This is a genomic window from Rhodanobacter sp. B05 (assembly GCF_002001085.1).
Classification (GTDB): Bacteria; Pseudomonadota; Gammaproteobacteria; order Xanthomonadales; family Rhodanobacteraceae; genus Rhodanobacter.
In genome coordinates this window covers 36,463-62,876 of sequence record NZ_MUNU01000011.1, presented here as the reverse complement: position 1 = coordinate 62,876, position 26,414 = coordinate 36,463, and the positions used below count along the sequence as shown (strand labels likewise).

At 65.5% G+C, this 26,414-nt stretch carries 21 protein-coding genes, 1 tRNA gene and 2 pseudogenes; 9 read left to right on the top strand and 15 right to left on the bottom strand.

Annotation, left to right across the window (positions count from 1 at the left end; translation table 11 throughout):
* Positions 1-1,938: a formylglycine-generating enzyme family protein gene (locus tag B0E47_RS05165; RefSeq protein WP_077512941.1), complete on the bottom strand. Its 1,938-nt coding sequence runs from the start codon at positions 1,936-1,938 to the stop codon at positions 1-3.
* 101 nt (positions 1,939-2,039) lie between these two features.
* Between B0E47_RS05165 and rnd the strand changes: the two genes are divergently transcribed.
* Both rnd and B0E47_RS05155 read left to right on the top strand, forming a co-directional pair.
* Positions 2,040-3,152 (top strand): ribonuclease D, encoded by a 1,113-nt coding sequence (gene rnd, locus B0E47_RS05160; protein WP_077512940.1) that lies wholly within the window; start codon positions 2,040-2,042, stop codon positions 3,150-3,152.
* A gap of 68 nt (positions 3,153-3,220) precedes the next feature.
* Positions 3,221-3,297: transfer RNA gene (locus tag B0E47_RS05155), tRNA-Pro, on the top strand.
* Positions 3,298-3,447: 150 nt separating this feature from the next.
* On the opposite strand, the gene B0E47_RS05150 is transcribed toward B0E47_RS05155, so the two are convergent.
* The 4 genes and pseudogenes from B0E47_RS05150 to B0E47_RS05140 all read right to left on the bottom strand — a co-directional run.
* On the bottom strand, positions 3,448-4,017 hold the full coding sequence (locus B0E47_RS05150) for a PIN domain-containing protein (protein WP_077512939.1): 570 nt from the start codon (positions 4,015-4,017) through the stop codon (positions 3,448-3,450).
* Entirely contained in the window at positions 4,017-4,472 is a 456-nt protein-coding gene (locus B0E47_RS05145) for an excisionase family DNA-binding protein (protein WP_254422820.1), read from the bottom strand. The genes B0E47_RS05150 and B0E47_RS05145 overlap by 1 nt, the downstream gene beginning before the upstream one ends.
* A 151-nt stretch (positions 4,473-4,623) precedes the next feature.
* Entirely contained in the window at positions 4,624-4,863 is a 240-nt protein-coding gene (locus tag B0E47_RS16735) for a hypothetical protein (protein ID WP_139351350.1), read from the bottom strand.
* Positions 4,864-4,874: 11 nt separating this feature from the next.
* A pseudogene (locus B0E47_RS05140) lies at positions 4,875-5,162 on the bottom strand (IS110 family transposase); the annotation flags it as partial.
* 42 nt (positions 5,163-5,204) lie between these two features.
* On the opposite strand from B0E47_RS05140, the gene B0E47_RS05135 reads away from it, so the two are divergent.
* The 3 genes from B0E47_RS05135 (at position 5,205) to B0E47_RS05130 (ending at position 7,789) form a co-directional block, all read left to right on the top strand.
* Complete coding sequence (locus B0E47_RS05135; protein ID WP_139351349.1) at positions 5,205-6,023, top strand: HNH endonuclease; 819 nt, start codon at positions 5,205-5,207, stop codon at positions 6,021-6,023.
* 380 nt (positions 6,024-6,403) lie between these two features.
* The gene (locus B0E47_RS16730; RefSeq protein ID WP_139351348.1) at positions 6,404-7,228 is read left to right on the top strand and encodes a hypothetical protein; all 825 of its coding nucleotides are present in this window, start codon (positions 6,404-6,406) and stop codon (positions 7,226-7,228) included.
* 183 nt (positions 7,229-7,411) lie between these two features.
* Entirely contained in the window at positions 7,412-7,789 is a 378-nt protein-coding gene (locus B0E47_RS05130; protein ID WP_077512936.1) for a hypothetical protein, read from the top strand.
* A 130-nt stretch (positions 7,790-7,919) separates the two neighbouring features.
* Here B0E47_RS05130 and B0E47_RS05125 read toward each other — a convergent pair whose 3' ends face one another.
* From B0E47_RS05125 to B0E47_RS05090, 8 genes are all read right to left on the bottom strand, one after another.
* The gene (locus tag B0E47_RS05125) at positions 7,920-8,771 is read right to left on the bottom strand and encodes a ferritin-like domain-containing protein (RefSeq protein ID WP_077512935.1); all 852 of its coding nucleotides are present in this window, start codon (positions 8,769-8,771) and stop codon (positions 7,920-7,922) included.
* 104 nt (positions 8,772-8,875) lie between these two features.
* Positions 8,876-10,351, bottom strand: coding sequence for an amidophosphoribosyltransferase (gene purF / locus B0E47_RS05120; protein ID WP_077512934.1), 1,476 nt, complete (start codon positions 10,349-10,351; stop codon positions 8,876-8,878).
* Between the two features lie 29 nt (positions 10,352-10,380).
* The gene (locus B0E47_RS05115; protein ID WP_077512933.1) at positions 10,381-11,118 is read right to left on the bottom strand and encodes a CvpA family protein; all 738 of its coding nucleotides are present in this window, start codon (positions 11,116-11,118) and stop codon (positions 10,381-10,383) included.
* Between the two features lie 121 nt (positions 11,119-11,239).
* The gene (locus B0E47_RS05110; RefSeq protein ID WP_077512932.1) at positions 11,240-12,235 is read right to left on the bottom strand and encodes an SPOR domain-containing protein; all 996 of its coding nucleotides are present in this window, start codon (positions 12,233-12,235) and stop codon (positions 11,240-11,242) included.
* 76 nt (positions 12,236-12,311) lie between these two features.
* Positions 12,312-13,601, bottom strand: a complete 1,290-nt coding sequence (gene folC, locus B0E47_RS05105) for a bifunctional tetrahydrofolate synthase/dihydrofolate synthase (protein ID WP_077512931.1) — start codon at positions 13,599-13,601, stop codon at positions 12,312-12,314.
* A 357-nt stretch (positions 13,602-13,958) separates the two neighbouring features.
* Complete coding sequence (locus tag B0E47_RS05100) at positions 13,959-16,520, bottom strand: heavy metal translocating P-type ATPase (RefSeq protein WP_077512930.1); 2,562 nt, start codon at positions 16,518-16,520, stop codon at positions 13,959-13,961.
* On the bottom strand, positions 16,517-16,942 hold the full coding sequence (locus B0E47_RS05095; protein ID WP_077512929.1) for a heavy metal-responsive transcriptional regulator: 426 nt from the start codon (positions 16,940-16,942) through the stop codon (positions 16,517-16,519). Before B0E47_RS05095 ends, B0E47_RS05100 begins: the two co-directional genes overlap by 4 nt.
* 81 nt (positions 16,943-17,023) lie before the next feature.
* The gene (locus B0E47_RS05090) at positions 17,024-18,823 is read right to left on the bottom strand and encodes an FAD-dependent oxidoreductase (RefSeq protein ID WP_077512928.1); all 1,800 of its coding nucleotides are present in this window, start codon (positions 18,821-18,823) and stop codon (positions 17,024-17,026) included.
* A gap of 142 nt (positions 18,824-18,965) precedes the next feature.
* On the opposite strand from B0E47_RS05090, the gene B0E47_RS05085 reads away from it, so the two are divergent.
* From B0E47_RS05085 to B0E47_RS05070, 4 genes are all read left to right on the top strand, one after another.
* The gene (locus B0E47_RS05085) at positions 18,966-19,817 is read left to right on the top strand and encodes a LytTR family DNA-binding domain-containing protein (protein WP_077512927.1); all 852 of its coding nucleotides are present in this window, start codon (positions 18,966-18,968) and stop codon (positions 19,815-19,817) included.
* A 163-nt stretch (positions 19,818-19,980) separates the two neighbouring features.
* Positions 19,981-22,149, top strand: a complete 2,169-nt coding sequence (locus tag B0E47_RS05080; protein ID WP_174566957.1) for a penicillin acylase family protein — start codon at positions 19,981-19,983, stop codon at positions 22,147-22,149.
* A 170-nt stretch (positions 22,150-22,319) separates the two neighbouring features.
* A complete protein-coding gene (locus tag B0E47_RS05075; protein ID WP_077512926.1) occupies positions 22,320-24,458 on the top strand; it encodes an AsmA family protein in 2,139 nt (712 codons plus the stop codon).
* A 57-nt stretch (positions 24,459-24,515) separates the two neighbouring features.
* Positions 24,516-25,445, top strand: a complete 930-nt coding sequence (locus B0E47_RS05070; protein ID WP_077512925.1) for a DMT family transporter — start codon at positions 24,516-24,518, stop codon at positions 25,443-25,445.
* 93 nt (positions 25,446-25,538) lie between these two features.
* On the opposite strand, the gene B0E47_RS05065 is transcribed toward B0E47_RS05070, so the two are convergent.
* Positions 25,539-25,754 (bottom strand): GDCCVxC domain-containing (seleno)protein, encoded by a 216-nt coding sequence (locus B0E47_RS05065; protein WP_077512924.1) that lies wholly within the window; start codon positions 25,752-25,754, stop codon positions 25,539-25,541.
* Between the two features lie 64 nt (positions 25,755-25,818).
* A pseudogene (locus B0E47_RS05060) lies at positions 25,819-26,412 on the bottom strand (cytochrome c); the annotation flags it as partial.
* Between the last annotated feature and the right edge of the window lie 2 nt (positions 26,413-26,414).

Sequence of the window (26,414 nt, the reverse complement as noted above, 5' to 3'; positions counted from 1 at the left end):
CTACAACTCGCGCACCACGCGGAAACCGACGCGTCCGCTGCGCGTATTGCTGTCCACGCCCTGCCGAAAGGCGGAAATCACCTGGTCCGGCGAACTGCCCCATGAGCCACCGCGCAACACGTGCGCGCTGCAACCGGGATTGATCCAGGCACTGCCGTCGCCGGGGGCGCGGATGTAGTTGTCGTGCCAGCAGTCGGCCACCCATTCGGAGACATTGCCGTCGATGTCGTACAGGCCGAACGGGTTGGCCGCGAAGCTCATCACCGGCGCCGGCCCCCAGTAGCCATCGCGATAACCGCGGAACGAGTTGCTCCAGCTGCGGCCGCTGCGCGAGCGGTCGCCGGAGCCGGTCAGGTTCTCCACCTTGCGTTCGGGTGTGCCGTTGCCCCACCAGTAGCGGGTGGTGGTGCCGCCGCGCAAGGCATATTCGAATTCGGCCTCGCTGGGCAGTCGATAACGCCTGCCGGTGCGCTGGCCGAGCCATGCCGCATAGGCGGCAGCGTCGCTCCAGGACACGTTGACCACCGGCAGATCGTCGCCGGCCTTCTGGCCCGCGTAGTCGTCCTGCCAGTCGGCCTTCGGATCATCACGCAAGGCGCCGCTGCGCTCGTCGTACACGCTGGCGCCGCCGAGCTTGACCGAATCGGGCACGTAGCCGCTGGCGCGCACGAACTCGCGGAACTCACCCACCGTGACCTCGCTGCGCGCCATCGCGAAACCCTTCACCAGGGTCACCTGGTGCTGCGGCAACTCGACGTCGGTGCGATCCTTGTCGTCCGCCGCCGCACCCATCATGAAGCTGCCGGTGGGGATGACCACCATGGCCGGCGTCTTGCCCGGCAGATCGACGTAGCGGTCGGTGAATACCTGGCCGGGCTTGTAGCTGGCATACAGGCGCGCATTGGTCAGGCGCTCGTCCACCGCCGCCAGCTCGGGCAGGTCGGGATCGACCGTGCGCGCCTGCGCCGTCAGCTTCGTCGCCAGCTCAAGATTGCCGGCGTCCAGCGCCAGGCTGGCCTGCGCCAGCACACTGCCGGCGCGCTGCTTGCGCATGCCCTCGATGCGCTGCTGCACATCGTGCATCTGCTGCGAACCGGGCTGGATTGCCTGTGCCTGCGCGAGTTGTTGCTCGGCACCGGCAAAGTCGTTCTGCGCCACCGCCGCCAGGGCACGGTCGAGCACCGCGCGCTGCACCTGGAAGATGCCCTGCTCGGCCACTGCATTCTGCGGGTCGAGCTTCTGCACCTGCCGATACAGTTCCAGCGCGCTGTCGCCCGGGGGTTGATCGGCCCTGCCCTGCTGCAGCAAGCCCGCCGCCTTGGCCAGCATCGGACGCACCGTTGCCAGGGTCTTCAGGTTCGTCTCCAGCTGCGCGACTTCCTGCTCGGCGTTGGGCAATGTGCGCAAGGCGCCCAGCAGATCTTCCGACGCGTCGACGTCGCCCACCGCAATGTCCTGATCGATCTCCGCCACCAGCCGCGCCCGCACATCGAACAGGCCCTGCACGGCGTGGCGGCTGTCCGGCTGCTCCTTCAGCGCCTGCATGAACAAGGCAGCCGCGCTGTTCGGATCGCCGACCAGCTGGCCGGCGTGCAACGCCTTCGTGGCGCGATCCAGCAAGGCCTTGACCGCCGGCGTATCGGCCGCCTTCTGCTCGGGCAGGTTCGCATCCGTGCGGTTGCGCGCCACGATCACCGCGGTCGGCGCCAGGGTCAGTGGCGGCCCGGCATTGAGTTCGTTGATCGCCGCCACCCGCTGCGGCGGCAAGTTGCCGCCAGGCAACATGCCGCCCACCGACATCGAACGCGGTGGCGCCTGTCCCGGCTCGACATGCAGCAGTCGCGGAAAAAAGTGATAGGTCAGCGCAAACCCCAGCACGATCACGCCCAGCGCCCCACCGAGAAAGCGCTGACGGCGCAGGCTTGCATTGCTTGGCATGGATGGGCGTCCTTGTTGCGGCCTGTTATCGTGCGCTGCTCACCATAGGCACAAACCGCCGGCAGGGCAATCCATGCCGGCCACATTATCAAGGAGCCCCGATGTCCCTGCCCGAAACCGCCGCCGCCGAATGGATCGACCAGCGCGCGGCGCTGCAGGCCTGGCTGGCAGCGCTGCCCGCCGACGCGGCGATCGGCCTGGACACCGAGTTCATGCGGCGCGACACGTTCTACCCGCAACTGGCGCTGCTGCAGCTGGGCTGGAACGGTCGCCACGCGCTGATCGATCCGCTGGCCTTCGACATCGGCGACGCACTGCAGCCCCTGCTCGGCGCCGGTCCGGCCGTCACCGTGATGCACAGCGCCAGCGAGGACCTGGAGACTCTCGCACCGCTGCTGCCGGATGGGCCGCGGGTGCTGTTCGACACCCAGATCGCCGCCGCGTTCGTCGGCATGGGCCTGGGCATCAGCTATCGCGCCCTGGTCGCCGAGCTCACCGGCGTCGAGCTGGACAAGGGCGAGACCCGCTCAGACTGGATGCGCCGCCCGCTCACCGCCTCGCAGTGCAGCTACGCCGCCCTCGACGTGGTCTATCTGAAGACCATCCACGAACAGCTCGGCGAACGCCTGCAGCGGCGCGGGCGCAGCGCCTGGCACGCCGAAGACTGCGAGCGCCTCAGGCAGCGCGTGCGTCGCGACGGCGACCCGCAGCCACAGCGCACGTTGCGCGGCGCCGCCGACTGGTCGCCCGCACGGCAGGCGCTGCTGCGTCGACTGCTGCTGTGGCGCGACCGCAGCGCACGCCGCCTCGACGTGCCGCGGCCGTGGCTGATCGACGACACCCTGGCCCTCAGCCTGGCGTACGAGCCACCGCGCACCCTGGCCGAACTCGAACAGCGCGCCCGTGGCCAGCGCGCGCTGCGCTCGGCCCAGCGCAGCGACCTGTTCGAACAACTCACCCCTGGCGTCAGCGCCGAGGAGATCGCCGCCACCGCCAGCATCCCCGGCCACCCGTCAGGCCCGGCCAAACAGGCACTCGGCGCCATGAAGCAGCAGGTGGACACGCTCGCCAACGAGCTGGAGCTTCCATCCGGCCTGCTGTGCCCGCGCAAGGTACTGGAGGAATACGTGGTCACCACCGAATGGCCCGAATTCCTCGACGGCTGGCGCCACGCCGTGCTGCACGACCGTCTCGCCAGCCTGCTCCCCGGCTGACGCGTCGCACCCACCACAGCAAACTGTTGCCAAGAATCCACCCGGCGATTAAGATACGCGGCTTCCCACGGGGTGTAGCTCAGCCTGGTAGAGCGCTACGTTCGGGACGTAGAAGTCGCAGGTTCGAATCCTGTCTCCCCGACCAATGAATTCGAGCATTTAGACCACCTTCGCGGTGGTTTTTTTGTGCCCGTTGCCTACACATTGCCTAAACCACCTGCTTTGCACGTCTTTGCGAGCACGCGGTTTCGCGTTGTGCGCCACGCTAGAAACACACCGGCGGGTGTCACGACAATCAAAATTGCGCGGTGTACGGCCGCAACAGACTCACGGTCGTCACGAGCCCTTGTTTCATGTAGCCATTCAACAAGTCATTCACCGTCATCGGCGGATGCTTGAGTGAGGCACGATGATCGTGCACAGCCCCAATGACGGAAGCCGGGCTGATACCGAAAGCGTGCTCGATGAACTCGTCCGGGTGTTGCGCGGTTATGCCGAGTGGTTCCAGCGTTGTGGCTGGAAAATCCCTGAGGTTGAATGTCACGATTGTGCCGGCCTGACACAGGATCGCGGCAGCCAGAACATGACGGTCATCCGGGTCAGGCAGCGTCAACTGCGCTTCCAGACCTTCGTAGTCGGTGACAAGGCAATCCGGCACGCTGGTATCCATCCGATCACGCGTACGTTCCAGCTGCTCGCGCGTAAGGTCAGGCCGTTTGGCCAACAGGTTCCGCATCCACTCGTCATGAATGCGTGTTGTCCAGCGCGCACGAAACAGATCGCTCACAGCAAGGTGCATCAGCAAGTCGCGCAGCGGCGCTGGGTACAACACGCAAGCGTCGTACAACGCGACGAAGTTCGACATCAGTAGAAGCCCTGTTCCTGGGCCTCGCGGGCCAACTCGGTCAGCCGCGCCTTGCTCTCGACCATCTGGGCGTTCTTGTAGGCCATGAGATCGCGAAAGTACACACGCCGATGTGTGCCCACCATGTGGTGCGCAAGATCGCCACGCTCCAGCAACCCGACCACGAACGGACGTGACACGTTGAGAAAGTCAGCCGTCTGTTGCGTGGTGAGCTCGGCGTGGATCGGCACCAGGCTCACCGCGTTGCCGGCCGCCATGTTGTTCAAGATGTCGACCAGCATCCGCAGCGCAACCACCGGCACTTCAATTTCGCCATCACCGTCGATCACCCGCAAGCGCGCCGTCGGGCCACGGCCAATGCACGCAGCAAGCAACCGGCTGCTTTCGCGCGCCAGCTTCGATTCCTCTGGGGTGGTTGGAGGGGCGACGAGTTGTTCGTTCATTAGGGCAGACATGGCGGCTTCATCCTTTCCAAGTCTTTTCTTGGGTAAGGCAGTTTATTTCATAAACGAAATAAACGCAACATACGAAATAAACGAAACATAGCTCCGGCGTGCGACTTTGATACCTACCCCAAACCGCTTACGCGTATTCCGACATCCCAAGCTAGTCGCTCAGCGTCTTGAGCAACCGCAACAGTGCCTGGTGGGCTGCGTAGGCAGCATCGGGATTCACGGCTTGCTCGCCATAACGCACCTTTGGATCGCAATGAATGAGGCCAAGGTCATCGGAATCCAGCGAAACGCCGCACCCACGCTCCAGCAAGTGGCCCAGCGATGGAATGTCATGTCCATCGCGCCCCTTAGGTATGTGTTTGCAAGCAGCCCGCACAAAGACTGTCTTCATGACCTTCTCGGCGCACTGTTGCGGTCGTTCTTGCTGCGCTGGCTCAGGCGATACGGCTTCACCAACTGCGCGGCCAGCAGTCGCGGCGGCTGGCCGACCTCCAGGCAGCGTCGTGCCCAGTGATGCGCACCACTGCGCGCTTCCATGGCTACCACGATGCCCGCTGGCACCTGCGCCAGCCACACCGCAAAGGCATCGCGCTTCAGATCCAGTCGGCGCAGCGCGTGGCCGCTACCGTCCATCTCGCACACCGAGAACACGCTCTTCGCCAAGTCCACACCCAGGGTTATAGTGCTCATGGAGACTTCCTCTTCTGCTGACGGTTGTTTCGCAACACCATCATGGCCATCGAGGCCGTAAGGGAGGAAGTCTCTTTTTTACTCGGTCAAGGCGGACGGCTTCGCCGCCGCTTAACTCCAGCGTTAGACCCCACAACACGTAATGTCCGCATGCCATTTCCGACGAATATCCGCCAAGAAGCGATCGTCCGCTCGCACCGACGCTGTTGCGTCTGCCATGAGTTCGGTGGTCGCAGTGTGAGTGTCCATCACATCGTTCAAGAGGCTGATGGCGGCCCCAACACTCTGGAAAACGCGATTTGCCTATGCCTTCGGTGTCACGCGGAAGCCGGCCACTTCAATCCGCGTCATCCGCTTGGTACCAAGTACTCACCTGCTGAGTTGGCAGCTCACCGCGATCAATGGTGGGCGCACTGTGCATCCCACCCTCACGAGCCGATTGGCCTGGCCTTAGACATCTCCTACAAGTCGGTCCTGCGCAATTCGGATGTTCACCGCTATCGGCTCCTTGTCAGTTACACGAATAGCACGTCAACTGCGCAAGATGGATGGAAAGTTCAGATCTACATTCCGTCTTTCGTCCCGTACGTCCAATGCGAGTTTGATGCTTATGAAGACGAGGCACTGGAGGGAGATCGGTACACCGAGTTCGAAACTCAGTCGCACGAGCGGGTATTCCCCGGCGAGACAGTCAAGATCGCCGGCAGCGATCCTTTTCCATATCCATCCATCGAGTACGAAATCACCAGTCTGGTTTACCACTCCGCGCTCCGGTCCGGAGATGTCCGTTGGAGGTTCTACACCGCAAATGCGCCTGTCATCGAAGGCAGCCGCAGGCTGTCCGAACTCCACGAGTTCTAGCGCGGTGGGGTCTACAAGCGAAGCGCCAACAGCCTAGCTCGAACATTAGGCGGTAGCTCGTGGTGGTTCTTCGTGTGGTGCACTTCGCTCAGCTTCGCGCTGGCTTGTCGTCCGTCGCCGCCGCAACTTTTCGCGCGGCATCGTCGCAAGCCTGGGCATTCAAAACTGGTGTTGTTGGGGTAATCGGTTGCTCAAGCTGTGCGCCCGTCGTGGCAGTGGTTGTCGCCCGAGCATGCTGCGTCGCAACCGTCTAACATCTCGTCCAAGTGGACGCGCGAAAAAGCCGCGCGCCGCTTAACTCCAGCGTCAGGCCCCACGGGAGGTACAGAATGCCTTGGGATGGTGTCCGAAGGATCATTTGGGCAAAGCATTTCGATGAGATGGAGATCATCGGAAATGATCATTTCAGCATCGGTGTCCCGATCAAGGCGGATCCGGAGTTCAAGGCCATGCTCTTTGCAGCAGCGATCACGCATATCGACGGAAACAAGTCCATAGACTACATCTACCGTAGATATGGCAAAGAATACTTGGAAGCATTTGATGATGATAAACGATGCCCCTCCGGCAGCTTGAAAGAACTTGTATTGCATGTGGGCAAAACAGCCGAGGGACTCGCCAAGCGTCTAAGCTCCGGGACTTTTACATCTCAACAACCAACCGGCTGCATCTATGCAGTAAATGTCCTGATCCGTATGCAATCTACCTTCCATGCCATCAGCCAACTAATTCTCGGGGGTCTTGCGCTCGAAGCGGAAGCCGTAATTCGCCAAGGCATCGAACAATGCGCGTGGTCTCTTGCCGTCAAGGGGCTTGATGATGTCCATGACGTAAACAAAACCTCTCCAACAAAATCAGTATCACGTCTCAAACAATCGTTTCCGGGCGCCGGACACATATACGGGCTGCTAAGCGATAGTGCCCATGCAAGCCCTTCGTCACAGAGTCGGTTTATAGAACGCGATGGTGATCAAGTAGCTATCGCTATCAGAAGCACCGACCACTGCCGTCAAGCACTACTTTACTTGGTGATGCTATTGGACACATACGCAAACATAGCGGAATCTATAATTAATCATATGGGCGTCCCCACGCCCACCTTTGAACCACCAGTGCAGCCTCATGATTACAACACCATCAATCGTTACACGGCCCTGTTCAATGACGCAGATCTCGTTCGGTATTCTACGTGGAGAGGGGCCTAACAGTTCGCCCAAACGGACTGGCGGAAAAGCGCCGCTAGCCGCTTAACTCAAGCGTTCGGCCTAGGGGGCAGCGTCGTGAATGAGGCAAAGAAGGCGCGAGTCGCTCAGGCGACCTGGGAAGCTGCCGAACGGACTCAAAGACACATGCATTCTCTGCAGCACTGCCTCGTCCGAAGCGACGTAATGCGCTATCACCATGATGATCTGGTGCGAGAGGTGCTGGCCAATGACGGCCCTGACGCGTTCAATGACGTGAAGAAGGTTCGCTTCATGGCGTACATCGCATTCTGGTACACGGCCTTGGCCGGCGTTATCGAACGCTATGAGGAGCTTCGCGATAAAGGCGCCGTTCCCGCGGATCCAGCAGTAGATTCATTGCTAACCGAAGAATTCAAGAACATCACTAAACCCTTTCGTAACTCGGTGGCGCATTGCTCGGACTTCGACGATCGTCGAACTCTTGAACTCTTCAATCACGAGCCCACGATTCCTGACCAAGCCGCCGCAATCGCAGACGCGTTTCATACGTACTTCAGGGTACACAAACGGCCCAAGGCCTGACAATTCGTCCAAGCGGACGCGCGAAAAGCCGCGCGCCGCTTAACTCAAGCGTCAAGGCAGACGCCGTTGCATCGCACACCCAGCAATTGCTTTGACCCAGCGTGTGCACGACGCAAGTGCAATCGGCCTGTTACGTCGCGCTCGTTGTGGCTTTGCCCGGGTCGCGGTGCGTGCGGAGACCTTCCGCCATGTCAACAAGCACATCCAGTTCTAGCGGCGAAAACCCCGCCTCGCTGCGGGCCGGCCGATTGAACGGCCCGCGCAACTCGACACCCATGTAGTCGCGGATCAAGCCGAAGAAAGTCTCGACCGGCTCGATGCCGTCGCGCTCGCAGCAATGGTGGAACCAGCGGGTGCCGGCGGCGACGTGGGCGACTTCCTCGCGCAGGATGACTTCGAGGATGGCGACGGTGCGCTCGTCGCCCAGGTGGCGCAGGCGGTCGATCATGCCGGGGGTGACGTCGAGCCCGCGCGCTTCGAGCACGCGCGGCACCAGGGCCATGCGCGCGGTGTCGTTGTCGGCGGTTTTCTCGGCCATCTGCCACAGGCCGTCGTGGGCGTCGAAATCGCCGTACGCATGGCCGAGTTCGGCCAGGCGCTCGGACAGCATGGCGAAGTGGCGCGCCTCGTCGTGGGCGCAACTGACCCAGTCGCGATAGTAGTCGCCGGGTTTGCCGCGAAAGCGGTACACCGCATCCCACGCCAGGTTGATCGCGTTGAACTCGATGTGCGCCACCGCGTGCACCAGGGCGGCGCGCCCTTCGGCGCTGCCGAGTCCGCGTTGCGGCAGGTTGCGTGCATTGACTAGCACGGGTTTCGCTGGGCGACCGGGTGGCCCGATCGGTTCGGGCGGCGGCGAGGCGGGATCGACGCGCAGCTCGCCGGCCTCGAAGGCCTGCCAGGTCTCGTGGGTCAGGCGCAGCTTGTCGACGGGGTCGGTGGCGTCGAGGCAGCGTTTGGCGGCGGCGTGAAGGTCGGTCATGGGGTTCTGCAGGAGCCCACTTGTGGGCGATGCTGTTGCCCTGGTCTTCGTTCGTGCATCCGAGCAAAGGCATCGCCCGCGAGCGGGCTCCTACGGAGAGCGGTTCAGACTACGCGGCGCGCGGCCTTGGCATCGTCCGAGCGCAGCATCTGGACCTGCTCCAGGTACTCGTCTTCCAGCCCGGTGACGTATTCGCCGGAGAAGCACGAGGTGTCGAAGTGGGTGAGCTTCTCGTTGCCGTCCTGCACCGCCCATTCGAGATCCTTGAGATCCTGGTAGATCAGCCAGTCGGCGCCGAGCAGCTTTTCCACCTCCTTCTCGGTGTGGCCGGCGGCGACCAGTTCGCTGGTCGATGGCATGTCGATGCCGTAGACGTTCGGATAGCGCACGGGTGGCGCGGCGGAGGCGAAGTAGACGTTCTTCGCACCGGCCTCGCGGGCCATCTGGATGATCTGCTTCGAGGTGGTGCCGCGCACGATGGAGTCGTCCACCAGCAGCACGTTCTTCTTGTTGAACTCCAGGTCGATCGCGTTGAGCTTGCGGCGTACCGATTTCACCCGCTCGCCCTGCCCCGGCATGATGAAGGTGCGGCCGATGTAGCGGTTCTTGACGAAGCCTTCGCGAAACGGCACGCCGAGCGCACCGGCCAGCGCGCTGGCGGCGGTGCGCGCGGTGTCGGGAATCGGGATCACCGCGTCGATGCCGTGGTCGGGGCGCTCGCGCAGGATCTTCTCGGCCAGCTTCTCGCCCATGCGCAGGCGTGCCTTGTACACCGAGACGTCCTCGATCATCGAGTCCGGCCGCGCCAGGTAGACGTATTCGAAGATGCACGGCGTGTGCAGCGCGCCCTCAGCGCAGCGGCGGCTGTGCAGCTGGCCGTGGTCGGTGATGATCACCGCCTCGCCCGGCATGATGTCGCGCAACAGCTTGAAGCCGAGCACGTCCAGTGCCACCGATTCCGACGCCACGGCATATTCGTGGCCTTCGGCGGTGACGCGCTCGCCCAGCACCAGCGGCCGGATGCCGTGCGGATCGCGGAACGCGACCAGGCCGTAGCCGAGCAGCAGCGCGATGCATGCATAACCGCCGCGCGCACGCGCATGCACGCCGGCCACCGCCTTGAAGATGTGGTCAGGCGTCAGTTGCATGCGATCCTGGATCTGCAGCTCGTGCGCCAGCACGTTGAGCAGCACCTCGGAATCGGAATCGGTGTTGATGTGGCGGCGGTCGTCCTCGAACATCTCGCGGCGCAGCGCCTCGGTGTTGACCAGGTTGCCGTTGTGCGCGAACGCGATGCCGTAGGGGGAATTGACGTACAGCGGCTGCGCCTCGGCGGAACCTTCCGAGCCGGCCGTGGGGTAACGGCAGTGGCCGATGCCGATGCGCCCGCGCAGCTCGCTCATCGCGCGCTCGCCGAACACGTCGCGCACCAGCCCGTTGCCCTTGTGCAGGCGCAGCCGCGAGCCGTCCACCGTGGCGATGCCGGCCGCGTCCTGGCCGCGATGCTGCAGCACGGTCAAGCCGTCATAAAGCGCCGACGCCACTTCCGTGGTACCGACGATGCCGATGATTCCGCACATGATTCGTGGCCTGTTTCAGGGATGCTGGTTCAAGGATGCCGAGGATGCTCGGTAGCGCTTCCGGTCGCGGCTGGCACGCGCCCGGTGGATGTCGCCGGCGAGGGCGGACGCTGAGCGGATATGGGGTCGTGAATGCGGTCGGACAAGTTGTGCATCTGCTGGAGCAGTTCGGAAGGCGCCACCCGATCCAGCAGGTTCGGGGCCTGCCTGGAGCTGGAGGAACCGGCCGGCCCGTGCCGCTGCAGCAGCGGTTCGGACTTCAGCTTGTCCAGCACCGCCTCGGGGTGCAGGTGATCGGCCACGCCGGGCGGGATGTTCTGGCCCAGCCATGCCGCGGTGCCCTGGAATTGCGGCAGCAAGGTGGACTGCTGCCACCAGGGTTCGCGCGTCACGGCGGTAAGCCCGACCAGGAACACCAGGATGGTCACCACCAGCACGCCCCGCACGAAGCCGAACAGCACGCCGAGCAGGCGGTCGATGCCGGTCAGCCCCGTGCTCCAGATCAGCTTCCTCGCTGCGAACCGCACGATCGCGCCGAGCAGCAGCACGCCAAAGAAGCAGATCACGTAACCCAGGCAGATCCGCGCCACCGGCAGCGAGATCGCGTTTTCGAACAGCGCCGCCACGTCCGGACCGAACAGTGCCGCCACCCAGAACGCGGCAACCCAGATCACCAGCGACAGCAATTCGGCGACCAGGCCACGCATCAGGCCGATCAGTACCGACAGCCCCAGAATGACCAGGATGATTCCGTCGAGCCAGTTCATTCCTGCAGCCACTCCATGAGGTTGCTCCACATGTCCGCCATGGCGCCGTCATGGCCACGGGCTTTCGGGGTGGTTCGGGCTCCCCTGGAAGATGGCGTCACGGCATGGGACATGGATGGGCTCAGGGCACGGAGACGATGTTGCCGTCGATGCCAAGCCTGGCCTTGATCTGGTCGTGCACGCGCAGTGCGTCGGCGCGCTGGGTTTGCGGACCGGCGCGCACGCGCCACAAGGTTTTCCCGCCGGATTGCACGGAGTCGACAAAGCCGTCGAAGCCCGCTGTGCGCAGCTTGTCGCGCAAGGCGTTCGCATCGGCCTGGCTGCTCATCGCCGCCAGTTGCACGGCCCAGCCGCCGGGTTTGCCCGGGCTGGCGGCGGCCGCGGCCGGGGTGCTGTCGATACTGGCGTCCTGCTCCAGTCGCGCCGGCACACCGGGAATCGACTGGGTGATCTTCAGGCGCGCCGCTTCGGCCGCCGTACGCGTTTCGAACGGCCCGGCGATGACCAGGGTGCGCGAATTGCCGGCCTGGGTGATCGCATGGCCCGTCACCGGATAACCTAGCGCGCGCACCCGATGCTCCAGTTTCGCTGCGCCGGCCGCGCTGGCGTAGGCGCTGAGGTTGAGCGTGTAGCTGCCGCGTGCCACGGCAGCACCGGAGGAGGGTGCGGGTGCGGCCTCGGTCGACCTGGCCGGTGTGCTCTTTTCGGGCTTGCCGGGCACCTGCGTCGGCGTGGTTCCCTGCGGCGCAATCACCGGTTGCGCCGGCGAGGCCCCGCTGCCGATGGTCACCGTCGTCGGCGCCGGCTTCCGGCCCGCCTGCGGGTCGAGCTCCACGTCGCGCGGACGGTTCGAATCGATGGTAACGGTGGCGATGCGATCGCCCGATGCCGGTGCGGCGGCGGTCGTCGCCACGGCGGCGGCAGACGACGCACTCGCCGGGGATGCGGGATTCAGGCTCATCGTCCGGGTTTGCAGGTCGCGATCGGGAGCCGGCGGAATGGCCAGGCTGACCGACTGGTCGCTGCCCGGGGTCGGCGGGCTGCCGGAGAAGAACATCGGCACGAAGATGACCGCCAACGCTATCAGGACGGCAGCACCCAGCAGGCGTGTTTTCAAGTTTTCGCTCCCAGACGGCAAACGCAATGCGTAACGGCGGGATTATACCTGCCAGGGCCATTTGCCATGGCGCCGCTCAGCTTGCCTGTTCAGCGATCACCGCGCTGGCCACGAAAAACGAGCCAAAGGCCAGGATCCGCCCGCCGGGCGGCGCCGCCTGCCGCGCCGCCGCCAGCGCCGCCGGCACGTCGGCATGCACATCGAAGCGCGCCTGCGGCAGGGTTTCGCGCAAGGTCGCGGCAAGCGCGGTGACGGCGAGGCCGCGCGGGGTGGCCTGATCCAGCCCCGCCAGGTGCCAGTGCTCGATGCGTGTACCGAGCGCGGCGATCACCCCGGCCACGTCCTTGTCGGCCAGCGCGCCGTAGACCGCGTGCACACCGCCGGGCGGCTGCGTGTCCAGCCACTCGGCCAGTGCCCGCGCCGCCTGCGGGTTGTGCCCCACGTCCACGACCAGCGGCGGCTCGCCGCCGAGTGTCTGCAGGCGCGCCGCGATCCGCACCTCGTGCAAGCCGGCACTGGCCGCCGCAAACAGTGCGCTGGGTGCGAGCGCACCTCCACCGAGCACATGCAACGCGGCAATCGCCACCGCCGCGTTGGCGAATTGCACCGGCGCCGCCAGCGGCGGATCGGGCAACTCCATCGCGGTGCCATCCCGATGGCGCCAGCGCCAGCCGTCCTGATGGCGCTCCACGCTGAAGTCGCTGCCGGCCCGTTCGACCTGCGCGCCGCACTCGGCCAAGGCTGCAAGCAGGCCGGCCGGCGGATCCGGTTCGCCCAGGATCGCCGGCCGACCGCGCCGGGCGATGCCGGCTTTTTCGCGACCGATGCTGTCGCGGTCCGGACCCAGCCACTCCATGTGATCCAGGTCCACCGTGGTGATCACCGCCACGTCGGCGTCGATGATATTCACCGCATCGAGCCGCCCGCCCAGCCCCACTTCGAGCACGGCCACCTCGACGCCGGCGCGGGCGAACAGATCCAGCGCAGCCAGCGTGCCGAATTCGAAATAGGTCAGGGGAACGGCATCATCCAGAGCGGCGCCACGCGCCGCCTCGATCCGTTCGAACGCGGCGATCAGGGCGGCATCCGCGGCCAGCGTGCCGTCGATGCGAATGCGTTCGTTATAGGTGAGCAGATGCGGCGAGGTGAAGGCGCCCGTGCGCAACCCCGCCGCAGTGAACATGGCCTCGAGCAGGGCGACGGTGGAGCCCTTGCCGTTGGTGCCGGCCACGGTGACCACCCGCGGCGCCGGTCGCGGCGCGCCCATGCGTTGCCACACTTCGCGTACGCGATCGAGCCCCAGCTCGATGCTGTGCACGTTGACGCGTTCCTGGTAAGCCAGCCATTCGGCGAGATTGCGGGTCATGCCTGTCGACTTCGCTGATGATGGCCCGCCGTTCTGCGCAACCTCGCATCACGTGCCGACCGGATCGCGAAAGCTTAAAGCATCGCGATGCCCGATCGGCGATCGACCGGAACGCTCCGGCGGATTCAGAGCAGTGGCGTCGCGCCGGGCTGGAACAGCGCCAGTACCGTCGACGCGGTGGCAACCGTGGCGAACAGCAGCGCCAGGCAGGCAATGAAGGCGGAATCCTCGCGAAGCTTGTACATGTCGTTTCTCCTTGCACCTGGATGGTGTGGAGAGATGATCCCGTGCAGACCCGATCGGTTGCAGGGCCAGGCGTCAAGCATCGGCGATGACAGGCGTCACTCGCGCCAGGCGCTACAGCGCGACCTTGCGCAAGCGCAGTGCATTGCTCACCACCGACACCGAACTCAGGCTCATTGCCAGCGCGGCGATCATCGGCGACAGCACGATGCCGAACCACGGGTACAACACACCGGCCGCCAGCGGCACGCCGACCGCGTTGTAGACGAAGGCGAAGAACAGGTTCTGGTGGATGTTGCGCACGGTGGCCTGCGACAGCTTGCGCGCCCGCACGATCGCGCCCAGTTCTCCCTTGACCAGGGTCACCTGCGCGCTTTCCATCGCCACATCCGTGCCGCCCCCCATCGCGATACCGACATCGGACGCCGCCAGCGCGGGCGCGTCGTTGATGCCGTCGCCGGCCATTGCCACGCGGCGGCCCGCGGCGCGCAACGCATTCACCACCGCCGCCTTGTCGGCCGGCGACACGTCGGCGTGCACTTCGTCGATGCGCAGCGCACGCGCCACCGACTGCGCCGTGGTGATGTTGTCGCCGGTAAGCATCACGATGCGCAGGCCGGCGGCGTGCAGGTCGGCAATTGCCTGCGGGGTATCCGGCTTGATCCGGTCGGCCACCGCCAGCAAGGCAGCGAGTACGCCGTCGACGGCGAGGAACATCACCGTGGCGCCCTGCCCGCGCAGTTGCTCGGCGCGCGCGGCGGCGCTGTCCGCGATCGCGACCTGCACTTCGGACATCAGCTTCGCATTGCCGAACGCCACCTGGAGACCGTCCACTACCGCGCTGACGCCTCGCCCGGTCAGTGAGCGGAAATCCGTTGCTGCCAGCACGACCACGCCCTCCGCTTCCGCCGCGCTCACGATCGCCCGCGCCAGCGGATGTTCGCTGGGCCGTTCCAGTGCGGCGGCCAGCGCCAGCAGGGGCTCACGCGATTGGCCGTCCAGCGCGACCAGTTCCGTCAACGACGGCTTGCCGATGGTCAGGGTGCCGGTCTTGTCCACCACCAGGGTGTCGATATCGCGCAGGGACTCGATCGCGCCGGCGTTCTTGAACAGCACGCCATGCTGCGCACCGCGGCCGCTGGCGACCATGATCGAGATCGGCGTGGCCAGGCCCAGCGCGCACGGGCAGGCGATGATCAGCACCGCGACGGCAGCGATCAGTGCATGGGTCAGGCGCGGCTCCGGCCCGATCCAGGCCCATGCCGCGAACGCGAGCACCGCCACCGCCACCACCGTCGGCACGAACCACGCCGCCACCCGATCGGCCACCCGCTGCAGCGGCGCCTTGCTGCGCTGCGCCTGCGCCACCAGGGCCACGATCTGCGCCAGCATCGTCGCGCCGCCCACCTTCTGCGCACGCATGGTCAGCGCGCCATCCTGGTTCACCGTGCCGCCGGTGAGCGGATCGTCTTTCGCCTTGGCCACCGGCATCGGCTCGCCGGTGAGCATCGATTCGTCGACATGGCTGGCGCCTTCCAGCACCACGCCGTCGACCGGCACCTTCTCGCCGGGGCGCACGCGCAGCACGTCGCCGGCATGCACCTGATCGAGCGCCACGTCGCTTTCGCTGCCGTCGGCAGCGATGCGTCGCGCCGTCTTCGGTGCCAGTCCCAGCAACAACTTCAACGCCGCGCCGGTACGACGGCGCGCACGCAGCTCCAGGAAATCACCCAGCGTGACCAGGGTGACGATCACCGCCGCCGATTCGAAATACACCGCAACGCGACCGTGCATGTCGCGGAAACCGTCCGGGAAGATCCCCGGCAGCAGGAACGCCACCGCGCTGTACAGCCACGCTACGCCGGTGCCCAACGCGATCAGCGTATACATGTTCGGATGCCACGGTCGCAGCGAACGCCAGCCGCGCGCGAAGAACGGCGCGCCGCCCCACAGCACCACCACCGTTGCCAGCACCGCCTCGATCCAGCCAGCCACGCCGTCCCACGGCAGCGGCAGATGCCAGCCGAACAGGTGCGGCCCCATCGCCAGCACGAACACCGGCACGGTCAGCGCCATCAGCAGCCGGAAGCGCCGCGTCATCGACGCCAGCTCGCCGTCGTCCTCGTCCAGCGTCGGCATCATCGGCTCCAGTGCCATGCCGCACTTCGGGCAGGCGCCGGGGCCAACCTGGCGCACCTCCGGATGCATCGGGCAGGTGTAGATCGTGCCGGGCGGTGCCGCCTCCCGCTTTTCGAGATACGCCGACGGATCGGCCACGAACTTCTCCCGACAACGCGCGGAGCAGAAGTAATGCGTGTGGCCGGCGTGCCCGGCGCGATGCTTCGCGGCCTGCGCATCCACCGTCATGCCGCACACCGGATCCTTCATAGCGTGCACATGATCGTGATGGGCATGCGCATGATCGGACATCGCCATCGATGCAGTCTTCGCCGCGCAGCAGCTTGCCGATCCATCCCCGGTTTCGCCAGCAGCCAGATACGCCGCCGGCGCGGCGTCGAACTTTGCCTTGCAGCCGCCGCAGCAGAAATGGAATACCTGCCCGTCATACGTGGATTGATGCTTCGACGTGGCCGGATCCACCGCCATGCCACAGACGGGATCGGTCGCCGTGGCGGACGTGTCGTGGTCACCGCGAGAGCACGCCTGCGCGTTCATGCCGACACCTGCTCATCGCTGAGCGCGCGCAGGATCGGACATGCCTCCGGCTTGCCATGCCCCGGACACGAGGCAACCAGCTGCGCCAGCCCATCGCGCACCCGCTGCAACTCGGTGATGCGCTGCTCGATCGCCACCAGCCGCTGCTGCGCGCGCTGCTTCACGGCTTTCACCCCGCGCTGGCGATCGGCCGACAGGGCCAGCAGGTCGCGGATCTCTTCCAGGGTGAAGCCAAGGTGCTTGGCGCGGCGGATGAAGCGCAGCTGGGCAACCGCACCCTCGCTGTAACTTCGATAACCGGACGCACGCCGCTGCGGCTCGGGCAACAGGCCTTCGCGTTCGTAAAACCGGATCGTGTCGATCGCCACGCCGACGCGCTTGGCGACGGCACCGATGGTGAGTGAGCTGGTTTGCGTGTTCATGGAGCAAGTCTAGACCCTTGATCCATGTCCAGAGTCAAGTCCCGCCACCGCCGGCCACCCGCCATGCACGCTTTCGGCTACTCACTGGCGCGCAAAACCGTCCTCGCTCCAGTCTTCACTGCCCACGCCGTGGTGGACGAAGAACAGGCCGTCGGGATCGTACCTGCGCTTCACCGCCGCCAGTCGCGGATAGTTCGTGCCCCAGAAAGCGTCCTGCCAGTCGCGCTTGAAATAGTCGCTTTCCGATACATAGGAGCCGGCCTGCGGGGCGACCTTCAGCAGCGCGTCCATCGAACGACCGACACCGGCCGCATCGCGCCGTGCCGCGGCCAGATCCGGTCCGGGACCGGGCATGCCGGGGAACGCCGGCGCCCCTCCGCTGGCACAAATGGCCAGGGCAAATGCCTCGACCATGCCCGGATGGGTGGCGGTGTCGCGGGCAGCGGTGATCGCTTCGGGCGGCGCACCGGCCAGGCCCTTGTTGAAATGCAGGGCGAAGCCCCATGCGCGCGATGCCGCGAACATCGCATCGACCAGCCTGGCCTGCGCGCGCGGCTGCAGCAGCGAGGCCGGCAACCAGGCCGAACGATAGCCGTGCAGGAACCAGCCGACCTGACCCTGGTCGCCGGCCCAGAGCATGTGGTTGCGCGGCGCGCCCGGCCGGCCGTCCTCGGCAATCAGTTGCGGCGCATGCTGGCGGAAGAATTCCGCGTCCCAGAAATGCCGCGCCGGTAACGCGAAGACGCGCATCTCGCTGGTGACCGTGTACTCCTTGCGCGCACCCACCCACGCCAGGAACGGCGCCCAGATCTCTTGCGCCTGCACTTGCGTCAACCCGTGGAACACCATCGCGATGCGCATGGTGTTGTCGGACTGGAACACCAACTGCTCGCCCCAGTGCGGATTGAACAGGTCGCTGCGATAGAACTCGATGGCGCGGGCGATCAGCGCACGGTACGCCGCATCCGACGACGCCTTGATCGCGCCGAACGCGCCGCCGAAGGTTTCCGGCAGTTCACGCGTGCGCAGGGTCAGCCGCGTGACCACGCCGAGGCTGCCACCGCCGCCGCCCTTGAGACCCCAGAACAGCTCGGGGTGGCTGCACGCATTGGCGATGCATACCTTGCCATCGGCAGTGACCACTTCGGCCTCGATCAGCCCCGCTGCCGCCGTGCCGTAGTGCTTGGAGAAGCTGCCGAAGCCGCCGCTCTGCACCAGTCCGGCCACGCCGACGCTGGTGCAGCCACCGCCCTGCACGTAGCGGCCACCCTTCGTGGTCACTGCATCGTAGGCGTCGATCCACATCGCGCCGGCGCCGATGCTCACGGCAGGCTGCGGCGACACGTAGCAACCTTTCGGCACGAACGCGTCGTGCAACTGGATATGGTTCATCCGCCGCGTCCATATCAACAAGGAGTCAGGGGCGTCGGAGGTGCCTTGATAGCTGTGACCGCCGCCTTTCACGACCAGGCGCAGGCGATGATCGCGCGCAAAGTTCACGGCCACGGCGACATCGGCTGCGCTCTCGGCGGCCACCGCATAGGCGCTTGGCCGGGAGGTCCACGCGTCGGCCCAGCCGCTGGTCTGGGTCAAGGCCGGCTGGTCACCGAGATAGAACGGGTTCTTGAGCTGTTGCAGCGCCTCGGCCCTGGCGGCAGCGGGCGCGTCAGGTGCAAATGGCGACTGCAGCTTCAGCAGGCGACCGCCGACGCGCTGCTTCAGCGCCTCCCATGTCGCCGGGGCCGGCCATGCGCGATCACCCGGGCCCACCCTGCGCAACAGGCTGCTGCGCGTGCCGGCGAGCAGGCGCCCGACGGGTGACCATGCCAGCGGCAGGAATGATGCGGCGAAGGTGGCCTTGAGCAGATCGCGACGGTTCATGACGGGCCTCGGTGATTGAGTCGGCTCCATGTTGCAAGAAAGCCTGCCTGCGGTCGCTCGTCAGGTGACGGATCGATCCATCCCGGGGACGGATGGTGGGCTTGTGGGGACGGACCGCAAGCGCTTTGCGTAGAATCGGCGCATGAACGAACAGTCGGGCTTCGGCTTCCAGGACTTCCAGCGCTGGCGGCGCCCCATCGAAGTCGGCTTCTGGGTCATGCTGACCGCGCTCATTACCGTATTCAACGGGTTGGTCGCGCAGATCGACTACGCCCGCGTGGCCGCATGGGAGCCGTGGGTATGGGAGTGCAGCAGCTCGATCGTCATCCTGGCGCTGCTTCCGTTCGTGATTGCGCTGGAACGACGTTGGCCGTTCCGCTTTGACACCTGGCGACACAGCCTGCCGCGACACCTGCTGGCGACGATTCCCTTCAGCCTGGTGCATGTCGTGGGCATGGTCGCACTGCGCAAGCTGGTCTACGTGTCGGTCGGCTTGCACTACGAGTTCGGGGCGCGGTTCGGCTACGAATACCTGAAGGACTTTCGCTCCTATTTCCTGATCATCGTGCTGCTGTGCCTGGCGCAGCTGTTGCTCGTCCGCTGGCAGGGCGAGGCGCGCCTGCTGGCGGAGCCCGACGACGGGCATCCCACCGAGCCGGTCGAGCGACCCGAGCGCTTCCTGGTGCGCAAGCTGGGCCGGGAATTCCTGCTCAACGCGGGCGAGATCGAGTGGCTGCAGGCCTCGGGCAACTACGTGAACCTGCATGTGCGTGGTCGCGATTATCCGTTACGCACCACCATGGCGGCGATCGAAGGGCGGCTCAATCCCGCATGTTTCGTGCGCGTGCACCGCAGCTATTTCGTCAACCTTGATTACCTCGCCCAGATCGAACCGCTGGAAACCGGCGATGCCCGACTGACGTTACGTGATGGCGCGACGATCCCCTGCAGCCGGCGCCATCGCACCGCCTTGCGCGAGCGCTTTGGCAGCTGACTGCGCGGCCACGGACTTGGACTTCCGGGATCGATGGTGTTTTGCCGCATCGACAGGCTGGTCGTCGGCCGCACCACCAATGGGCTACGCTTGCGGAGCGTTTCCGGGCAGCAAGGGGCAGCAGATGAAAACTCAGATTCCAGGCAAGTTGTGCGGGCTGGCCATGGCTGGCCTGTTGGCGTTCTTCCTGACCAGCACGACACAGGCCAACCCTGCCGAGCAGGCCCGCTGGCAACGTGAGGCGCAGGCGGTAACGATCACCCGCGACGACTGGGGCATCGCCCACGTGCACGGCAAGACCGATGCCGACGCGGTGTTCGGCATGGCCTATGCGCAGGCCGAGGACGACTTCAACCGGGTCGAGACCAACTATCTCGTCTCGCTGGGCCGGCTCGCCGAGGCGAAGGACGCGGACGACTCCGCGCTGTGGCAGGACCTGCGCCAGCGCCTGTTCATCGATCCGGTCGAGTTGAAGAAGCTGTATGCACAAAGCCCGACGTGGTTGCGCGCACTGATGGACAGTTGGGCGGACGGCTTGAACTACTACCTGGCGACGCATCCGGACGTGCATCCGCGCGTGATCACCCACTTCGAGCCGTGGATGGCACTCTCGTTCACCGAAGGCAGCATCGGTGGCGATATCGAACGGGTGGAACTGGGGCCGCTGAAGGCGTTCTACGGTGCTTCGACCGATGCGCCGCTGGCCCAGGTGCAGACCCGCCCCAGCTGGATCGAGCCGACCGGCTCGAACGGCATCGCGATCGCACCGAAGCTCACCGTCGATGGTCACGCGCTGCTGCTGATCAATCCGCACACCTCGTTCTTCTTCCGCTCCGAACTGCAGATGTCCAGCGACGAGGGCCTCGATGCCTACGGCGCGGTGACCTGGGGCCAGTTCTTCATCTACCAGGGTTTCAATCCGCACGTGGGCTGGATGCACACCTCGACCGGCGTCGACGTGGTCGACGAATTCGCCGAGACCATCGTGCACCAGGACGGCAAGTTGTTCTATCGCTACGGCAAGGCGTTGCGGCCAGTCACTTCGCGTCAGATCACCCTGTCGTACCGCGCGAAGGACGGCGCGCTGGCCCAACGCAGCTTCACGGCATACTTCACCCACCACGGCCCGATCGTGCGCGAACTCGGCGACAAGTGGATCGCCGAGGCACTGATGAACAAGCCGATCCCCGCGCTGGAGCAAAGCTGGCTGCGCACCAGGACGCACGATCTCGCCAGCTACATGAAGGTCGCCGAGCTCAAGGCCAACTCGTCCAACAACACCTTGTTCGCCGACGACAAGGGCGAGATCGCCTTCCTGCTGCCGCAGTTCGTGCCCAAACGCGACAACCGCTTCGATTACACCAAGCCGGTCGACGGCAGCAATCCGGCCACCGACTGGCAGGGGCTGACCCCGTTGGACCAGCTGCCGCAGGTGGTGAACCCGCCGAACGGCTGGACTTTCAACACCAACGACTGGCCTTACTCCGCTGCCGGTCCGTACAGCCCGAAGAAGGCCGACTTTCCGCGCTATATGGATACCTTCGGCGAGAATCCGCGCGGACTGCATGCCCTGCGCCTCCTCACCGGAATCAAGAACGTCACCCTGCCCTCGCTGATCACCGCCGCGTTCGACTCCTACCTGCCGGCATTCGCCCGGCAACTGCCGATCCTGATCGCCGACTACGACGCGCTGCCCGCCAACGATCCGCTGCGCGCAAAGCTCGCCGGGCAAATCCAGTTGCTGCGCGACTGGGATTACCGCTGGGGCATCGCCTCGATGCCGACCTCGCTGGCGGTGTTCTGGGGCGACACGCTATGGGATGAAGTGAGCAAGGCCGATACCGCCGAAGGCCTGTCGATCTACGACAGGATGGCCGCGAAAGCCGGCGCGCAGGCACGCCTGCATGCGCTGGTCGAAGCCTCCGACCGCCTGCAGCAGGACTTCGGCAGCTGGGGCGTGGCATGGGGCGAGATCAACCGCTTCCAGCGCATCAACGGCGACATCGTGCAAAAATTCGACGACAGCAAGCCGAGCATTCCGGTGCCATTCGTATCGTCGCGCTGGGGCTCGCTGGCCTCGTTCGGCGCACACCGCTGGCCGGGCACCAAACGCTACTACGGCACCGGCGGCAACAGCTTCGTCGCGGCGGTCGAGTTCGGCCCGAAGGTGCATGCTCGCGCGATCACTGCCGGCGGCGAAAGCGGCCACCCCGACTCGCCGCACTTCAACGACGAGGCCGAGCGCTACACCACCGGCAACCTGCGCACGGTGTATTTCTGGCCAGAGCAGCTGAAGGGGCACACCGAACGCGAGTACCACCCCGGCCAATAGCGGCGCAGCGGGGCACGCCTGCGCACTCCACACGACCGCAAACTGAACGGCAACCTCGGGCGACTACATAACCTTGCCATCGCATTGGCTATGACTCCCCCTCAAGGCATGGAATGGCCCGACGCCTGCGCACGGATGCGCGCCACGGTCGAGGAACGCGGAGCGAGCCCATGAAGCGAGGCCCCAGGTTACTGGTCCTGATCGCCAGCGCCTTGCTGGCGCTGGTCGTGCTGTTGCTGGCGGTGATCGCCTCCTTCAGCTGGAATCGCGCGCGGCCGTTCATCGACAACAAGGTGAGCCAGGCCATCGGCCGGCCGTTCGCGATAGACGGCGACCTCACCCTGGACTGGCGGCGCGACCGCAACGGCAGCTGGCTCGGCTCGCTGCTGCCCTGGCCCGAGTTCACCGCGCGCGATGTCCGTATCGCCAATCCGGACTGGGCCGCACAACCGCAATTCGCCCAGCTGGACGCCCTGCACTTCCGCCTGTCTCCGCTTGCACTGCTGGCGCACCGCATCGAGGTGCCGTCGGTGCAACTGGTGCACCCCAAGGTCGACCTGGAGCGCGACAGGCAGGGGCGGGCCAGCTGGGATTTCACGTTGCCGCAGGATTCGACACCATCGACCTGGCATCTGGACATCGGCTCGGTCGGTTTCGATCGCGGTGTCATCAGCCTTGATGACGCCGCCACGCGCACGAAACTCAAGGTCAGCGTGACGCCGCTGCAAGTGGCCATTCCCTACGACCAGATCGTGGCGCAACAAACCAGCGCCGCGCGCGAACAGGCGGGCAAGACCGCCGGCGCTGTCGCCAGCAAGGTGTTGGCCGGTGCCGATGAAAAGCCGCAAAAGTCGAACACATCCATCAACTACCAGTTCGCCTGGAACGCCACCGGCAACTACCAGGGCAACGCCCTCACCGGCCAAGGCAAGCTCGGCGCCGTGCTTGCCCTGCAGGACACCAGCAAGCCATTTCCCCTGCAGGCCGACGTGCATATCGGCGACAGCCACATCGCCCTGGTCGGCACCTTGACCGACCCGCTGCATCTGGGCGCACTCGACGTGCGGCTATGGTTCTCCGGCTCCAGCATGGCCAGACTCTACCCGCTCATCGGCATCACCCTGCCAGACACGCCGCCCTATGCCACCGAAGGCCACCTGAAGGCCACGCTGGGCCGCAAGGGCAGCCGCTACAGCTATCAGGATTTCCGCGGCCGCGTCGGCGGCAGCGACCTGGCCGGCAACCTGTTGTTCGTCACTGGCGGTGCGCGGCCGAAATTGAGCGGCGATCTCCATTCGAAGTTGCTGCAGTTCGCCGACCTGGCACCACTGATCGGCGCCGATTCCAGCGCCGACAAAAAGCAGCGCGGCGACGGCACGCCCCAACCCGCGGACAAGCTGCTGCCGGTCGAGCCGTTCCGCACCGACCGCTGGCAGGCGATGGACGCGGATGTGACCTTCACCGGCGCGCGGATCGTGCGCGGCAAGGCGCTGCCGATCGAATCGCTGAGCGCCCACCTCGTCATGAACAACGGTGCGCTGTACCTGGACCCGCTGAGTTTCGGACTCGCCGGCGGCAAGGTGCGCAGCAACATCACCCTGGACGGCAGCCGGGCCCCGATGCGAGGCGTGCTGAAACTCGATGCGCGCCATCTCAAGCTCAAGCAGTTGTTCCCCACCTTCGAACCGATGCGCACCAGCTTCGGCGAGATCAACGGCGACGCCGACCTCACCGCCCAGGGCAACTCCGTCGCCGCCCTGCTCGGCAGCGCCAACGGCGAGCTGAAGCTGCTGATGAACGACGGTGCGATCAGCAAGACCCTGCTGGAAACCGCCGGCCTCAACGTGGGCAATATCGTCATCGGCAAACTGTTCGGCGACAAGACGGTGAAGATCAATTGCGCCGCGACCGACATGACGGCGACGAACGGCCTGTTCGACATGCGCCTGTTCGTATTCGATACCGACGACGCGGTGATCAACGTCACCGGCACGGTGAACATGTCGACCGAGCAGCTCGACCTCGACGTGCAGCCGCATACCAAGGGCGTGCGCATCTTCTCGCTGCGCTCGCCGCTGTACGTCAAGGGCACACTGAAGCAGCCCGATGCCGGTGTGCACAAAGGACCGCTGCTGCTGCGCGGTGCCGGTGCGGTCGCGCTGGGCGTGGTCGCCGCGCCGGCCGCCGCCCTGCTCGCCCTGGTTGCACCCAGCCACGACAACGACGGCGACAACACCTGCCGCGCCGTGCTGCAGCAGTTGCGCAGTTCCGGGCGGATGATGCCGTCGGCCAGACACAAATCCGGGTAACCCGCCGGAGCGCGGTGGCCGGCGCTAGAATGCGGCATCTCCCCGCGCGATGCCCCCATGCAACCTGCCAACCTGGCCCGCCTGCAGATTCATTTCTGCGTGTTGTTGTGGGGCTTCACCGCGATCCTCGGCAAGCTGATCACCTTGCCGGCATTGCCGCTGGTGTGGTGGCGCATGCTGCTGGTGGTCGCCGCGCTGCTGCTGATGCCGCGGGTCTGGCGCGGGCTGCGCGCGATGCCGGCGCGGCTGATCTGGGCGTATGCCGGCATCGGCGTGCTGGTGTCGCTGCACTGGCTGAGTTTCTACGCCGCGATCAAGCTGTCGAACGCTTCCGTCGGTGCCACCTGCATCGCGCTGGGGCCGGTGTTCCTGGCCTTCATCGAGCCGTGGATCGCCAAACGCAAGTTCGATCCGCGCGAGCTGATGATCGGCGTGGCGGTGGTGCCGGGCGTGATGATGGTGGTGGGCGGCGTGCCACACGACATGCGCCTGGGCATCGCGGTGGGCGTGCTGTCGGCGCTGTTCGTGGCGTTCTTCGGCTCGCTCAACAAGCGGCTGGTGGAACACGGCGACCCGCTGGTGGTGACCTTCATCGAGCTGGGTACCGGCACGCTCTTCCTCACCGCGCTGGCGCCGCTGCTGCCGCACACCGGGCCGGCCTTCGTGCTGCCCGATCTGCACGACGCACTGTTGCTGCTGGCGCTGTCGTTCGGCTGCACCTTGCTGCCGTTCTCGCTGGCGCTGGTGGCGCTGCGCCACATGAGCGCATTCGGCACCCAGATGGTGACCAACCTGGAGCCGGTCTACGCGATCGTGCTGGCGATCGTGCTCTTGGGTGAGCAGCACGAGCTGGACGGCTGGTTCTACGCCGGCGTGGTGGTGATTCTGGCCGCGGTGTTCATGCATCCGCTGCTGAATCGCAAGCAACGCGGCACGACGCAACCCGAACTGCTCGGCACCAGCGAAAGCCACAGCATGGTGGAATGAGCGCGCAGGCTGGCGGCCCGCGAGGAACCTGTTCGCGTGACGCACATGGCGATCACAGCCGTCCAGACGGCCGGGCGCAGACGTCGGAGGCTGCTATCCGCAGCAGCGCTTCTGTTGCTGCACCGGCGGGCACGGCACGCTGCCGTACGAGCAGAACACGCAGCAATCACCGGGTTTGGGCCGCAACAGTTCGCCACACCCGGCGCAGTCGTAAAAGAACTGGCAGGCGTTGGTCGGCATCGTCTCGGTGACCTGATGGCCGCAATGCGGGCAGGTCAAGGTACTCTGCAGGATCACTTCAGTGCTCATGCTGCGGGGGCCTGTTCTCGGTGGTGGCATCGCGAGTGGAATCCTTGATCGCCGGTTGGGCGGGCATCTGCATGCCCGGCATGTCCGCCGCGCCGTGCGCATCGGCACTGCCGTGGCTGTGGCCTCCGTCCATATCCTCGTCCGGCGGCGCCCGCGCCACGATGTCCTGGTATTGCGCCGGCGTGAGATCGGGCAGTTTCTGCAGGAACGCCACCATGCTCCAGATCGTGGCGTCGTCGTGGCTGCCACCCCACGCCGGCATCGCGCTCATCTTGATGCCGTGCTTGATCACCCAGAATGCATCCTTCGGATCGATTCGTACCTGCGACAGGTTCGGCGGCTGCGGGTACAGGCCGGGGCGAATTTCCGAATCCAGTCTGCCCGGAGCGAGATGGCATTCGGTGCACATCGCCGCGTACTGCCCGGCACCTTTCAGTATCAGTTGCGGGTCATCGAGGTCGGGCACGGTGAGGTCTTTCGAACGCGCATGGATGGAGTGTTCGCGCAGGGTTTGCATGATCGCGAAGACCGGCCTGGTGTGGTGGTCGTCGGCGCCGATGTTGTAGACGCCGGAGTACACGAACACGCCCGCGCCAGCGGCAAGGATGATCAGGACGGCGACGACGGCGATGCTGCAGTGCTTGATGTGCTGTTTCACGG